The 13637-nt window shown below is 41.1% G+C and carries 13 protein-coding genes and 2 tRNA genes; 11 read left to right on the plus strand and 4 right to left on the minus strand.

All coding sequences use genetic code 11. The features are described from left to right. Positions 1 to 231: 231 nt before the first annotated feature. The 3 genes from M1F26_RS02735 to M1F26_RS02745 are packed head-to-tail and all read left to right on the plus strand — an operon-like array spanning position 232 to position 3476. A complete protein-coding gene (locus M1F26_RS02735; protein WP_140172040.1) occupies positions 232 to 1536 on the plus strand; it encodes an NAD(P)/FAD-dependent oxidoreductase in 1305 nt (434 codons plus the stop codon). A gap of 49 nt (positions 1537 to 1585) precedes the next feature. Beyond that, positions 1586 to 1954, plus strand: coding sequence for a cupin domain-containing protein (locus tag M1F26_RS02740; protein WP_140172041.1), 369 nt, complete (start codon positions 1586 to 1588; stop codon positions 1952 to 1954). A 28-nt stretch (positions 1955 to 1982) separates the two neighbouring features. Next, on the plus strand, positions 1983 to 3476 hold the full coding sequence (locus M1F26_RS02745) for an aldehyde dehydrogenase family protein (RefSeq protein ID WP_140172042.1): 1494 nt from the start codon (positions 1983 to 1985) through the stop codon (positions 3474 to 3476). A 162-nt stretch (positions 3477 to 3638) separates the two neighbouring features. On the opposite strand, the gene M1F26_RS02750 is transcribed toward M1F26_RS02745, so the two are convergent. Then, complete coding sequence (locus tag M1F26_RS02750; protein WP_140172043.1) at positions 3639 to 4304, minus strand: helix-turn-helix transcriptional regulator; 666 nt, start codon at positions 4302 to 4304, stop codon at positions 3639 to 3641. 397 nt (positions 4305 to 4701) lie between these two features. Between M1F26_RS02750 and M1F26_RS02755 the strand changes: the two genes are divergently transcribed. The 6 genes from M1F26_RS02755 to M1F26_RS02780 all read left to right on the plus strand — a co-directional run bounded on the left by M1F26_RS02755 (position 4702) and on the right by M1F26_RS02780 (position 11140). Further along, a complete protein-coding gene (locus M1F26_RS02755; protein ID WP_140172044.1) occupies positions 4702 to 6192 on the plus strand; it encodes an APC family permease in 1491 nt (496 codons plus the stop codon). Further along, a complete protein-coding gene (locus M1F26_RS02760; RefSeq protein WP_227528895.1) occupies positions 6167 to 6781 on the plus strand; it encodes a DUF3156 family protein in 615 nt (204 codons plus the stop codon). Before M1F26_RS02755 ends, M1F26_RS02760 begins: the two co-directional genes overlap by 26 nt. 58 nt (positions 6782 to 6839) lie before the next feature. Beyond that, complete coding sequence (locus M1F26_RS02765) at positions 6840 to 8408, plus strand: alpha/beta hydrolase-fold protein (RefSeq protein ID WP_318837646.1); 1569 nt, start codon at positions 6840 to 6842, stop codon at positions 8406 to 8408. A 181-nt stretch (positions 8409 to 8589) separates the two neighbouring features. Continuing rightward, positions 8590 to 10029, plus strand: a complete 1440-nt coding sequence (gene phoA / locus M1F26_RS02770) for an alkaline phosphatase (protein WP_004914820.1) — start codon at positions 8590 to 8592, stop codon at positions 10027 to 10029. Positions 10030 to 10236: 207 nt separating this feature from the next. Then, positions 10237 to 10767, plus strand: a complete 531-nt coding sequence (locus M1F26_RS02775) for a GNAT family N-acetyltransferase (protein ID WP_140172047.1) — start codon at positions 10237 to 10239, stop codon at positions 10765 to 10767. A gap of 118 nt (positions 10768 to 10885) precedes the next feature. Beyond that, on the plus strand, positions 10886 to 11140 hold the full coding sequence (locus M1F26_RS02780) for a DUF1435 family protein (protein ID WP_115166586.1): 255 nt from the start codon (positions 10886 to 10888) through the stop codon (positions 11138 to 11140). A gap of 103 nt (positions 11141 to 11243) precedes the next feature. Here M1F26_RS02780 and M1F26_RS02785 read toward each other — a convergent pair. The 3 genes from M1F26_RS02785 to rsmC all read right to left on the minus strand — a co-directional run bounded on the left by M1F26_RS02785 (position 11244) and on the right by rsmC (position 12671). Continuing rightward, positions 11244 to 11329 (minus strand) — tRNA-Leu (locus tag M1F26_RS02785). 47 nt (positions 11330 to 11376) lie between these two features. After that, a tRNA-Leu gene (locus M1F26_RS02790) sits at positions 11377 to 11462 on the minus strand. Between the two features lie 195 nt (positions 11463 to 11657). After that, positions 11658 to 12671, minus strand: a complete 1014-nt coding sequence (gene rsmC, locus M1F26_RS02795) for a 16S rRNA (guanine(1207)-N(2))-methyltransferase RsmC (protein WP_140172048.1) — start codon at positions 12669 to 12671, stop codon at positions 11658 to 11660. Positions 12672 to 12805: 134 nt separating this feature from the next. Between rsmC and M1F26_RS02800 the strand changes: the two genes are divergently transcribed. Continuing rightward, positions 12806 to 13216 carry a DNA polymerase III subunit psi gene (locus M1F26_RS02800; protein ID WP_140172049.1) on the plus strand — a complete coding sequence of 137 codons (411 nt, stop codon included), beginning with the start codon at positions 12806 to 12808 and terminating at the stop codon, positions 13214 to 13216. Then, complete coding sequence (gene rimI, locus M1F26_RS02805; RefSeq protein ID WP_112307780.1) at positions 13185 to 13637, plus strand: ribosomal protein S18-alanine N-acetyltransferase; 453 nt, start codon at positions 13185 to 13187, stop codon at positions 13635 to 13637. The genes M1F26_RS02800 and rimI overlap by 32 nt, the downstream gene beginning before the upstream one ends.

Consider the following 13637-nt stretch of genomic DNA (forward strand, 5'->3'; position numbering starts at 1 on the left):
GTCTTAATGAACTAAAATTAATAAACAATATTGTTAATATGAGAATAGTTTGTTAATTAATTGATTTTTTTAGTTTTTTAATGTTTTTTGTGAATTTCGTTACTATTTAAATATTCTACTTGGCTCACAATTGTTAACTTTATGTTTCGAATGTCCCTAAAGGGCTATGTAATTGTTAATGTAAGGTTAAGATAATCAGGTTATCGAAAGATACTAAACAGGGTATCCATAATGAATAACCAAGTAGAATCATTAACTTACTATGCTGCGACTAAGAAATATGACTTACGTTTTCCTACATTAAAGGAAGATCTTGATGTTGACGTCGTGATTATTGGTGGCGGCTTTTCTGGGATCCATACCGCACTTGAGTTGTGTGAGAAAGGGATTACCAATATCGCTATTTTGGAAGGACGGCATCTTGGCTACGGTGGCTCAGGGCGTAATGGCGGCCAAGTGATGGCGGGTATTGGTCATGATATCGATGCAATTAAAAAATATGTTGGGCCAGAGGGTTTAGAAACAATTTTTAAACTCAGTAATATGGGCGCAGGGATCATGCGTGATCGCATCGCTAAATATGATATTGATGCAGACTTTTGCCGTGGTTATGCATACCTAGGAAGCAATAAGCGCCAAGAAAAGACTTTGCGTAGTTGGCTAAAAGATTTCAAGTCTGTCGATCCTGAGGAAGAAATTGAATTTTACAGTGGCTCAGAACTCAAACAGATTATTGGTTCTGATGCTTATACCTGTGGTATCAAACACATGGGCGGTGGGCATGTACATTCATTGAACTTATTGTTAGGTGAAGCAAAAGCGGTTAGTGAAATATATGGCGCTAAAATATTTGAGAATAGCCAAGTATTAAATGTTGAGTATGGTAATACCATCAAGGTTAGAACTGCGATGGGAACGGTCAAAGCACAAAAAATGCTGTGGGCTTGTGATTCATTTTTAAATGGCCTTGAGCCGACGATTTACCCTAAGACCATTAATACTTATGCATATCAATTAATGACGGAAGAGCTGCCTGATGAATTGGTCGAGCAAATTAGCCCAATCCGTGGTGCTTATAGTGATATTCGTCCAGTTATTGATTACTACCGAGTGACGAATGAAAATCGCCTATTATTCGGCAGTTCAACGCATTTTCTTGAATACATTCCATCGGATCTTAAAGCATGGAATCGTAATTTAATGTTAAAAGTCTTTCCTTACCTCAAAGACGTCAAAATTGAATTAGCTTGGGGTGGGCCAATGGCATGTAGTGCAAATTTATTTCCACAAATTGGTTCATTACCACAACATAAAAATGTGTTTTATGCGCAGGGCTATTCAGGTTTTGGTGTTACGCCTAGCCAGATTGTGTGCAAAGTCCTGGCTGAAGGGATGGTAGAAGGTTCTCATCGTTATGACTTAATGAGTTCTATCCCACACGCCAATATTATTGGTAAAGATAGCATGCGTAATGTGATTGTTTCACTGGCAAAAATAATGCATCAAACATCCGGTTATTGGCAAGGTCGCCGTTAATTCGTTATCCGTCTAACTAGTTTATTTAAATCGATTAAAGGTAAAAATTATGATTAGTCCATTACTGTTAAACAAACCACTGCCAGAACTATTAAATATTGGTAGCGTGACAAATTTAGGTTCTGTGGTTGTTGAAGGCGACCCTCAAGCGAGTGTTGCGATGATCCACGGTGAACCAACGGATAATCTAACCTGTGGCATTTTTGCTTGCACTAAAGGTAAGTTCAAAATGGTGTATCCATTTGATGAAATGGCGACAGTCCATGAAGGTTCGGTGAAGTTAACGGATGTGAAAACCGGTGTGACGGTTGAATACCATAAAGGCGATACATGGTTTGCTGCGAAAGGTACTGAAGTTTTATGGGAAATTGATACACCACGTTTCGCAAAACATTACCTAGCTTGTGTAAATGCCTAATTAGTTTCTATTGAGTGGAGTAATAACAATGAGTGAGTTAACCCTATTACCAGAAGTCAGCGAGTTCTTGAAGCGTCAACACGGCCATTTTATCAACGGGTTACCGGTTTCTGGCAAGGGTGATACTTTTTTTGATGTTGTTAACCCTGCCACTGAACAGGTTATTGCTAAAGTAAAAGAAGGGACTTTAGCCGAAGTTGATGCCGCAATGGATGCGGCTCATACCGCATTTAAAGGGATTTGGGCAAATACCACACCAATGGAAAGAGGGAATTGCTTAAACCGCCTTGCTGACCTACTTGAAAAACACCTTGAAGAATTAGCCCAGCTAGAGACGTTATGTTCAGGTAAAACCATTCAGTTATCTCGTTTTCTTGAAGTGGGCTCATCAGCCCAGTTCTTACGCTATTTTGCTGGTTGGGCGACAAAAATCAGTGGAGAGACATTGAATGTCTCATTGCCTTCTTTTAATGGTGAGAAATATTCTGCATTTACTCAGCGTGAACCCGTTGGGGTTGTCGCCGGTATTATTCCTTGGAATTTTTCGATCATGATTTCCATTTGGAAATTAGCTGCTGCTTTAACATGCGGTTGCACGATTGTGTTGAAACCAAGTGAATTTACCCCGCTAACTATGCTAAGAGTGGTGGAATTAGCAAAAGAAGCGGGGATCCCTGATGGTGTAATTAATATTGTGAATGGTGGTGGTCGTGAAGTTGGGCCTGCACTGATTCATCATCCACTTTGTTCTAAAGTGACATTTACGGGTTCAGTACCAACAGGTCTGGCGGTAGGGCGCTCAGCGATGGAAGGTAAATTAACCCGAGTCACACTTGAACTTGGTGGGAAAAACGGCGCTGCATTCTTAGCTGACCTACCGGTTGAAAAAATTGTTAATGGGATTATTGAAGCGGGATATCTAAACCAAGGGCAAATTTGTGCGGCTGCTGAGCGGTTCTATATTCCCTCTAAATTGATGGATGAAGTATTAGCGGAACTAAAAACACGTTTGTCTGCGATGAAAGTGGGTTCTCCATTAGATGAAACAACCGAAATGGGGCCGCTGGCAAATAAAGCGCACTATGAAAAAATCTTAGGTCTGTTTGAAAAAGCTCGCCAAGATGGCAGTGAAATTATTTATGGTGGTCAGCCCATTGCAGGTGCTGGGTATTTTGTGCCTCCAACCATTATTCGTGCTAATAGCCCAAATGATGTATTGATGAAAGAGGAAACATTTGGGCCAATAGGGACTTTCTTAAGCTACGATGATGAAGAAGAACTTATTGAGATGATGAATAGCACTCCATTTGGTTTAGCTGCGAGTTTATGGACAAATGATCTCAGTAAAGCGATGCGTATGATTTCGCGCATTGAAGCGGGAACCGTATGGGTGAATATGCATACCTTCCTTGACCCAGCAGTCCCATTTGGTGGTGTTAAATCATCGGGTATTGGCCGTGAATTTGGTAGCGCCTTTATTGAGTATTACACAGAGTTAAAATCTGTCATGGTGCGTTATTAGTGTTCGATTTATATTTAATTAATCAACATTTCCCGGCCATCGTGCCGGGTTTTTTGTATTTCAATACAGGGAAAGTAAAAGCGTGAGTTATGAAGAAGGTGGATAATGATTAATTGTCGAGAAAGCGATGAAAATAGATGCCGTAGGTGGTCGTTAAACAAATTAGAGCTTTTCTTGGCGAATGATAAACCCTGATGATACAAGCTCGGTTCGGTTTGTCACATTCGCTTTAGTGAAGATATTGCGTAAGTGGGTCTTCACTGTTGATAGTGAAACTCCCAATAATAATGCAATTCGCTTATTACTTGCGCCTTCCCGTACTAAATGGATGATTTCTTGTTCTTTAGGGGTATAAGACACTAGCGAGTCGGGTAATACATCGAATGTCATTAGTTCAGCGACAGGCAAGATAGCATTTAATCGCATGATTTCTTGCTGGCTAAATGGGCTGTCTCGCAGCACCGAAATCCCCGCAATAATTTTATTTTTACGGCGAATAAATATTTCTGCCATATCAGCCATGTTATTTGGCTGCATAAAATCATGGAAAAAAGCCTGATTTTGCTGGTGTATTTCAGAATCCATTCTCACTAATCGTAAGTCATCACTGCGAAAATGGTCAGGGTGCAAAGGGTCTAATTGGTGAAAATAAGTGAGATATTCTTCGTGCATTTTTGCTGAGATCCCATGAAGAACGTAGTTATCTGGCTGGCAATGATCATTCACGAGGTAATACACCAATGCGGAAACCGGAATAATATGAGCAATGGTATTTAGGCAGCAATCAATTAATGTTTGTTGATGAGGCTCGAATAATGGTGAAGTCATCATATTCCCTTGCGTATTAATCGACTTATTATCATGCCTCTTAATGCTGTTAACATAAAGTAAACATATTAATAACGTGAAGTTGATAACAGTATTTAAAACTGATGAAAACCCCATAAATATTGATTTGGTGCTTTTTGGTATCTTTAGGGAGTTGTTTATTAATATATTAATGAGTAATTTATTTGCTACATATTGATATTACTTTGATTATTTTTTTTGCTCTTCAAAATATGGGTACTTTTCGCGAGTTGTATTTTATTTACCCTCTCTCTAGGTATCGTTCTTTAGAACGATAGCAGCCTGTTTAGGCTTATTTCTATAGTGGATATGTAGTTACTTTGTTTTTACAAAAAATTCACATTCATGACTGGGTAGAGAGTGAGAGGGATGTAAAATGAATTTATCCTCAAAATTGTCGACACATTTAGAGAAAGGGAAAGTTGGATTTCCGACCACATTGGCGAGTTCTGCTGGCTTGATTATGGCTAGCCCCGTTATTTTAACCGTTACGAGTGGATTCGGTATTGGTGGCGATACCTTCGCCCTAGCGGTGTTATTCAGCTTTATTATGATGCAAGCTCAGCTAACCACATTTTCGGAGGCTGCGGCTATTCTACCAACTTCAGGGTCGGTATATGACTATATATCGTGTGGAATGGGGCGTTTTTGGGCGATAACTGGCGCACTTTCGGCTTATTTGATTGTGCATGTGTTTGCAGGAACTGCCGAAACGATCCTTTCAGGAATTATGGCGCTCGTTAACTTTGAGCATCTCAATACTGTCCTAGAGACCAGTAATTCATCTTGGATGGTCGGCGTGGGATTAGTTGTCACGTTTGGGATTTTAAATGCATTTGGTATTGAGGCCTTTGGTAAGGTCGAGGTTGTACTGACATTCGCCATGTGGTCTACGTTAGTGATTTTTAGTGTGAGCGGTTTGATGTTGCCGTTTCATGTCGATATGGATGGCTGGTTTGGTCAGCCACTTAATATGGATCCAACTCTCATCCTTAGTTTTGTGGGGATGGCAATGTTTATGTTTGTTGGTTGTGAACTTGTTACTCCAATGGCGCCTGAAATTAAAAATTCTGCCAAGGTGATCCCTCGCGCGATGACCACGGGTTTATTCTGCGTCGCACTCTGTATGGTGTTATTCGGTGCAGCTCTAGCGAACCAAGTGGAAAATGTGGTCGTTGACCCACAAACAGGCACACGCTTACTTGAAACACCGATGGCAATCCCTGCATTCGCCGAAATTGTCATGGGTGAGTTTGGGAAGTATTGGATAGGTGTCGCATTATTATTGGCTGGTGGAGCAACCATTAATACGTTAATGGCAGCGGTTCCGCGTATTCTTTATGGAATGGCGCTTGATGGGGCATTACCACGTATTTTTGCTTATTTGCATCCGCGTTTCAAAACCCCAGTATTTGGTATTTTAGTCGCTGTGATGATCCCATGTTTGCACGCTTTTGCTATTCAAGGTGACCTTGACCGTATCATTCCATTGGTACTGGCGGCGGTGTGTTCTTGGGGGACGGCTTACTTGTTGGTAACGATTTCAGTGGTGTTATTGCGTATTCGTCGACCTGACTTACATCGTGCCTATCGTTCGCCTTTTTTCCCTATACCGCAAATTATTTCGAGTGTCGGAATTATTTTAGCTATTGTGTATATCACTCCTCCTGGCATGAATAAGTCGGATGTCTATATTCCCTTTGCCATTATGTTAGGTTTAACAGCAGGATATGCATTAATTTGGACTGTTTTCGTACAGAAAGTTAACCCATTTAAACCTGTAGATGTTGAATCCGTTTTATCGAATTCCTTTGCTGATGAAGAAATGGAAGGAGGCCAACTTGAGCCATTACGTAACCTCGCCTAAACCATCTTTGTGGGAAAGAATCGGTAAGCTCACTCAGCAACGTTTGCCTGCCGGATATCAAACAGGATTGACACTTAACCGTGTTGAAAAGGACATGGCACCTTATCCATGTGAATGGGGAGCACCCGGAGTGCTCCTTGTACAGCCTGAGCCTGAGCTAACCATTGAGGTAACTGAGCGACCAAGAAAATTGTTTCTCGCTTTTATCGTATATAGTCGCTTTGCGGTATCTGGTCAGTGTGCTGATAATATCAATGCAACAATTGAAGTAAAAACCCGTGGGAGTATAAAGAAAAAACATATCCATTTTGTATCGAAACAAATGGATGGTCATAAAGTTATCGAGTGGTTGAATGAATACCCCGTTATTCGGCAAACATTAGAAGAGCTGGAATTTAATCATTGCAAGATAGAGTTTAGCGGTGGTCGTTGGCGTTGTGAAATTGAGCCTTATACGGCATCAGAAATGGTGAGCCGCATCCCAGCGACTCGTCGTTATTTAAGATTAATACAAAAACAACGTTATTATTTATTGAGTGCGCTGCAGTTAATTAACCAACTGGTGGAAAAACGTGCTGTGAGCCATTGAGTTTAAAAGAGTTTTTTGATAGTAATAATTATTATCAATTGACTCGCTGGAATTTGATGTGAAATCTTTGCCTCTTTTAGGTTGTATGTTGTTGTCATCTGCTGCAATGGCAACGCATTCTGACTGCATACGTTTATCTGAGCTTTCCTTTGCTGAAGGGGTGCATGATAGCGAAGGTCATAGTTGCTTATCTTTTGAAGTATCACAGCAAGATTTTATAAAACAACGTGGTGAAGGTCTTTCCAAGGTCCTGTTATTGGATTCCAATAAGCAGCCAGTGCGTGCATTGCAAGAGTATGGTTCAGTACAAGAGCCCCATAGCGCGGATTATGTAGTATCAGAAAATGGGGTTTATTATCTAGCGTTGAATGGTGAGCCGGGTAAACCTTGGCAATTAAAGTTTGACATCAGCCAGTACCAGCCTTTAGCCATTAAAAAAGATAATGAACCTATTAGCCCGATGCTACAAAGTTTGCTTGATGAACATTATCAAAATGGTGATACAAGCGCATTTTGGCAAGCTGTCGCCACGCAAGGAACCCCCCTGGTTGAGGCGTTTTCAAATCGACAAAAACGCGTGACATTTCTTTGGCGTGGCGCGAAAGCAAATGCCTATATTCTAGGGGCGCCGTCAGGTAATCACGAAAGAATGGCCCACTTGGCGGGAACGGATATTTGGTATCGTTCTTTTATCATTCCTAATGATACGTTATCACAATATAAAATTGCACCGGATATACCTTCTGTGCCTGAGGGCGGCTTTGCTCAACGTAAAGCGATTTTAGTCACAGCGCAGTCTGATCCTTATAATTCTCATGTTATTCCTTCGCAACGCGTAGATAAATATAACCGTTTTTCGTTGTTATCATTGGTACCGAACATACGCCAATGTCACTTCCCTGATGTAGAAAACAGGCAGATTAAAGGCCGTTTAGAGACATTTACGTTGACGAGCCAGGTATTAAAAAACGAAAGAAAAATAACGGTTTATCAGCCTAATATACCAATGGAAACACCGGCGTTATTGTTGCTATTGGATGGGCAAATTTACCTGCAAAACTATCAAATGGAGAAATTCTTTGATAAGTGGATGAATCAGGGGAGTTTTCCAGCTATGAATATTATATTTGTTGATAGCATAAATTCAGAGCGTCGTGGGGATGAGCTTCCCCCTAATGATGTCTTTCCTAAGTTGCTGGCGGATGAGCTCATGCCTCAATTAGCACAAATGGGAATTCAAGCATCTGCAAGCCATACGATTATTGCGGGTTCCAGTTATGGTGGGATTGGCGCGACATGGAATGCATTACAACATCCTGAAATCTTCGGTAATGTTATCAGTATGTCAGGATCTTATTGGTGGGCTCCGAAGGATAAAGACCCTGAATGGTTGATTCGTGAAATCGAAATGATGCCAACACAACCGATCCGTTTTTTCCTTGAGGCTGGCCTTTTTGAACAACGTGGTAGTTGGGGGGGAATTATTCAAAACCACTATCGGTTATTCGATGTTCTAAAACATAAAGGTTATCAAGTTGATGCCATTGAACTCCCTAGCGGGCACGACTACGTTTCTTGGTGTGAAACGCTTTATGAGGGAACAAACCAACTTGCGTCACAATGGTAAATAGCCCTAACGCTCATTCACAAAAAGCAGCTTATATTTAGCTGCTTTTTTACATTTATGACTAACGTCTTCATTTCGCCATAAAAGCGTCATTCAACTGTCATCTGGCTCCTTTAGCATGCCTGTCATTATTTGAAATACACATTTTCTCTTTTCATTATTGATTGGCAAGGAAACAGTTATGACTGGTAATTTTATGAAATCCCTTTTAGCTGTCACGGTAAGTACTTTAATTTTAGGAAGTGCAGTCCCTGCCTACGCGGCTGATAAAAATGATGCGGTGTCAGAAAACCGTGCGGCACAAGGTGATATCACAAAATTTGGTGGTGCGCGTCGTTTAGCAACAGAGCAAACTGATATCATGAAAGCGGCACTTCACAATGGCCAAGCCAAAAATGTGATTCTATTTATTGGTGATGGTATGGGTGACTCAGAGATAACCGTTGCCCGTAACTATGCAGAAGGTGCTTCAGGGTTCTTTAAAGGAATCGATGCCTTGCCAATTACAGGCCAATATACCCATTATGCGTTAGATAAGAAAACCCAAAAACCAGACTATGTGACTGACTCTGCAGCGTCTGCCACGGCGTGGTCTTCTGGTGTAAAAACCTACAATGGCGCATTAGGGATTGATGTATTTGGCAACGATCATGAGACATTAATTGAGATAGCTAAACGTAATGGTAAAGCGACGGGTAACGTCACAACCTCTGAGATTCAAGACGCTACGCCAGCTGCACAGTTTTCGCATGTGAGTGCTCGTAAATGTTATGGCCCTGAGGAAACAGCAGAAAAATGTGCGGCTAACGCGCTAGAAAATGGCGGTCGTGGTTCAATTTCAGAGCAACTGTTGGTAACTCGCCCAGATGTCACCCTTGGTGGTGGCGCTAAGAGCTTCAAGCAAGAAGCAAAGGCGGGTGACTACAAAGGTAAAACGTTGGAGCAACAGGCGATTGAGCGTGGGTATAATATTGTGCGTGACGCTAAGTCATTAGACAGCATTACTGTTGCAAATCAAGATAAACCTGTTCTGGGCTTATTCCATGATGGCAACATGACTGTTGCATGGGAAGGCCCGAAAGCAGTTCATTACGGTAATATCAACAATGCGCCATTGGAATGTAAACCGAATGCGAAGTTAGACCCTAATGCACCAACATTGGCTCAAATGACGAAAAAAGCGATTGAGCTGTTAGAAGTCAATCCAAATGGTTTCTTTTTGCAGGTTGAAAGTGCCTCTATCGATAAGCAAGACCATAAAGCAAACCCATGTGGCCAAATTGGTGAAACTGTTGCTCTCGACCAAGCAGTACAAGTCGGCTTAGATTTCGCTAAAAAACATGGTGATACATTAGTTATCGTGACTGCTGACCATTCACATTCAAGCCAAATTATTCCAGAAGGAACAAAATCAACGGGCTTAACGCAAGCGTTGATTACTAAAGACGGCTCTGTGATGGTGGTAAATTACGGTAACTCTGAAGAAGATGATTCTCAAGAGCACACCGGTGCTCAGTTACGTGTGGCGGCTTATGGCCCACATGCGGCAAATGTAATGGGTCTAACTGACCAAACTGATTTGTTCTTTACCATGCGCGATGCAATGGGATTGAAGCAATAAACCAACCCTGTAGTGAAAATTCTCCGCAATAGGATGTTGCGGGGGATTTTTTTATTTTCTAGTATATTTTCTCCTTATTTTTCAACCGTTCCTCAATAAACTTACTAAATATTTGCACTTCTTTTTTTATCCGTTATCTTGAGAAATTGAATCATCTGATAACAATAAATGTGCTTCTTCATAGGCACAAATAATGAGAATGGCATAATGAGAGAAGTTCGCGAACTACAACGAGATGAAATCCCATCTGTTTGGTCTATCGACCGCACTGAATTAATTGAAAACCTTTATCTGTATCAAAATGGCGAATTGGTGCTATCCAAACAACAGTTTGATATGAAAGGTTGGCCAGAAGGTGAACCTGAAGCCTATACCCCTCATTTGTTGGAAAGTTATGACCAAGGGGCGATATTTCTTGGGGTTTTTGAGCAGGGCAAGCTAATTGCTGCCGCAAGTTTAGATAATGTGTGGCGCGGCGAACAAAAAAATTTACTGCAATTGTCTTTCCTGCATGTGAGCCACTCACATCGTGGTAAAGGTTTAGCAGGGATGTTATTCCAACAATGCGCTGAAATGGCGATACAAAAAGGAGCAAAAGGCTTATATATTTCTGCGACACCTTCAGAAAATACGGTGCACTTTTATCAACATCTCGGTTGTTCCTTAATTGCCCAGCCTGACCCTGAATTATTTGCATTGGAGCCCGAAGATATTCATTTTATTTATCTATTTTCGTAAGTTTGTATTTTGTAAAATAAGTGTTAATTTATAGCGTGGTGAAATAAAAAAGCATTGAAATTTACTAGAAACTAGATATGATTGATAATCATTATCATTTGAGGGTGTTGAGGTCACTATGCCAACTAGCATATCAAAAACCACAGGTTTAAGGCGAATAGGTGCTGGCCTTTGGGGTGTTTTTGCTGTGATATTGCTGAGCATTGCTTATATACTCAATAATATGGGCTTAGATAATCTAAAAATCATTATGATTACCATGATGGTAGCAACCGCTGGGATGCTATTTAATCGCGGTTCTCGTCGTTTATTGATTGTCCCCGCAGTTATTTCACTCGCATGTTTTATGATGGCCTTTGTTCTACAAAGTTAGTTCTATAATCAGTAAGTAACAGAACAAAATAGAGAATTAGGGCAGCGCTAGTCGTACAAGGAAGGTCAAAATGGGCAGGGTGTTATAAACAATGACTGACCAGTGGTGCGAAAGGGGGGACTTGAACCCCCACGTCCGAAGGACACTAACACCTGAAGCTAGCGCGTCTACCAATTCCGCCACCCTCGCAATACTGTCACGTCAATACTAAATTATTGTGGTTTATACAAAGTTAGTGGTGCGAAAGGGGGGACTTGAACCCCCACGTCCATAGGACACTAACACCTGAAGCTAGCGCGTCTACCAATTCCGCCACCCTCGCAATACCTAACTAAACTTTGATTCATCAATGCTTCTAACCAGCAATAATGTGGTGCGGATTTTAGGCTAATTTCGACGAACGTCAATAATTTTTTTATGTAGTATTTTTGATTGATGAAAAAATGGCCGGTAAGGGTTCACCCGCCATTAAGTCGTATGAAAAATTGTGCTTTAGTCTAATTTATTCGCGAATAAACTAACGCTTAACCGCTTGGTAAACTTTGAATTTTCCCGTTTTGGCAAGTACTTCATGGCTACCAAATGCTTTATCGAGTAAATCAGGGTACGGTAAGAAAGCATTCGCGACGATCCGCAAACGGCCACCTTTTTTCAGGTATTTAGGGGCTTGGTAAATCATATTTTCAACCGCACGATAACTGGTGTTTAGACCATCATGGAATGGAGGGTTAGAAATAATCCAATCAAATTTATCGTTAATATCTGAGTAAGCATCACTTGCGATGATTTCGCCGGCCAGTTTGTTTGCCTCAAGAGTGGATGCAGCGGAATCGAGCGCAGACGCACTCACATCACTTAAGGTGAGTTTTAGCTCTGGGTTTTGCGAGCCGAGAACTGCGGCGATCACCCCATTACCACAAGCTAGATCAAGCAGATCGCCGCTCATTGGATCAGTTAGCGTTGATAACAGTAGATCACTACCGATATCAAGCTCATTATGGCTAAATACCCCTGGCAGTGCGTTAATTTTAACATTATCAATCTGATAATGACGCCACCAGCGAGCAATATCAAAGGTTGTCGGTTGTTCTAATTCACCATAGTACAAGCCACAGCGGCGTGCTGAGTCAATTTTTTGTAAGCTAGCGATCCCTTCCATAATGGATTCGGCGCTTTTAACACCACTACGGTTTTCGCCAACGATAAAAATTTGGCTACCCGCAGCGAGGTGAGTACAGAGGTCATCGAGTTGGAAACAGGCTTCTTGCTTGTTTTTTTGCCAAAAATAAATGAGAGTATCGCAAGGCTGGATAAATTCCGCGGGTGTTGTGGCAGCGAATAACGCCATATCGCCCATTAACGGTTGTAAGCGTTGCCAGTGATGATATTGGTTGGTGATGACACGAACACTAGCTGCTTCTAAGGTTGCAGCGAGTTCATCCTGAATGTCACCAGCCAAAATGACATGACGATCTGTAAAATGTTCGAGATGGCGTTGAATAACTTCGCTGGCAGGTGTCAGTAATGACATATTCTGTCAATCTCCTAAAATAATAAAAAAACCGATGACCATCTTACCAAAGATAAGAGAAATAGCATTGCTCTGTTGGCGCTATTAATCCCCTTTGATAAGATGTGGTTGTAAAATTGCGACTGGAAAATCAAATGACACGACGTGACAGGCTTTTAGAACAAATGGGGATCACTCAATGGATGGTGAGAAATCCTGCCGTGTTACGTGGTGAACGTGGTGTAAGGATCCCAGCGTCGACTAAGCTTATTATTATTACTGATGAGAACCTTGATTTAAATAGCCAATTGCTAAAAGATGTTTTTCTTTCCATGAATATTGCACAGGACGATGTGGTTTGTGTCAATTCAGAGCAATTAGGTTTAATCCCAACACCAATAATAACACCATGTTGGGTATTAGGTGATGAAATCCAGCCTGAAGGTTCAAAAGTCATGTTTACTTCACCTGTTTTGTCTGAGCTAAGTACAAGCTATAGCGCTAAACGGGCACTATGGAAACAAATTTATCAATATGATGAAAATTTCAACACTAAAGCAATCTGATCTCGCAACCGCCTACTTAATTGAGAAGTTAAGCCATGATTTTCCATGGACTGAGCGAGTTTTTTATGGGAACCAAGGGGAAAAGTACCATAACATAAAAATATCCGTTAATAATCAGATTATTGGTTATGCAATAACACAGTGTGTTCTTGATGAAGCGACTTTGTTTAATATTGCCATACACCCTGATTACCAAGGGAAAGGCTATGGCCGTTTGTTGCTAGAACAGCTCATCGAAGAACTTGTAAAGAAAGGCATTCTCACGTTATGGCTAGAAGTGAGGGAATCAAATGCATCTGCTTTGCATCTATACGATAAGCTAGGTTTTCACCAAGTGACGGTACGTAAAGATTACTACCCTGCTAAAAAAGGCCGAGAAGATGCTTTAGTACTTGCTTTGACTCTATTTTCTGATGAATAA

Origin of the sequence: Providencia sp. PROV048 (assembly GCF_033688165.1) — a bacterium.
Lineage (GTDB): Bacteria > Pseudomonadota > Gammaproteobacteria > Enterobacterales > Enterobacteriaceae > Providencia > Providencia hangzhouensis.

Excerpts from the sequence above, each read along its gene's own strand:
- phoA (WP_004914820.1), top strand. The coding sequence starts at position 8,590 with ATGACTGGTAATTTTATGAAATCCCTTTTAGCTGTCACGGTAAGTACT.
- M1F26_RS02735 (WP_140172040.1), top strand. The coding sequence starts at position 232 with ATGAATAACCAAGTAGAATCATTAACTTACTATGCTGCGACTAAGAAA.
- M1F26_RS02775 (WP_140172047.1), top strand. The coding sequence starts at position 10,237 with ATGAGAGAAGTTCGCGAACTACAACGAGATGAAATCCCATCTGTTTGG.
- rimI (WP_112307780.1), top strand. The coding sequence starts at position 13,185 with ATGATGAAAATTTCAACACTAAAGCAATCTGATCTCGCAACCGCCTAC.
- rsmC (WP_140172048.1), bottom strand. The coding sequence starts at position 12,671 with ATGTCATTACTGACACCTGCCAGCGAAGTTATTCAACGCCATCTCGAA.
- M1F26_RS02750 (WP_140172043.1), bottom strand. The coding sequence starts at position 4,304 with ATGACTTCACCATTATTCGAGCCTCATCAACAAACATTAATTGATTGC.
- M1F26_RS02755 (WP_140172044.1), top strand. The coding sequence starts at position 4,702 with ATGAATTTATCCTCAAAATTGTCGACACATTTAGAGAAAGGGAAAGTT.
- M1F26_RS02800 (WP_140172049.1), top strand. The coding sequence starts at position 12,806 with ATGACACGACGTGACAGGCTTTTAGAACAAATGGGGATCACTCAATGG.
- M1F26_RS02745 (WP_140172042.1), top strand. The coding sequence starts at position 1,983 with ATGAGTGAGTTAACCCTATTACCAGAAGTCAGCGAGTTCTTGAAGCGT.
- M1F26_RS02740 (WP_140172041.1), top strand. The coding sequence starts at position 1,586 with ATGATTAGTCCATTACTGTTAAACAAACCACTGCCAGAACTATTAAAT.
- M1F26_RS02780 (WP_115166586.1), top strand. The coding sequence starts at position 10,886 with ATGCCAACTAGCATATCAAAAACCACAGGTTTAAGGCGAATAGGTGCT.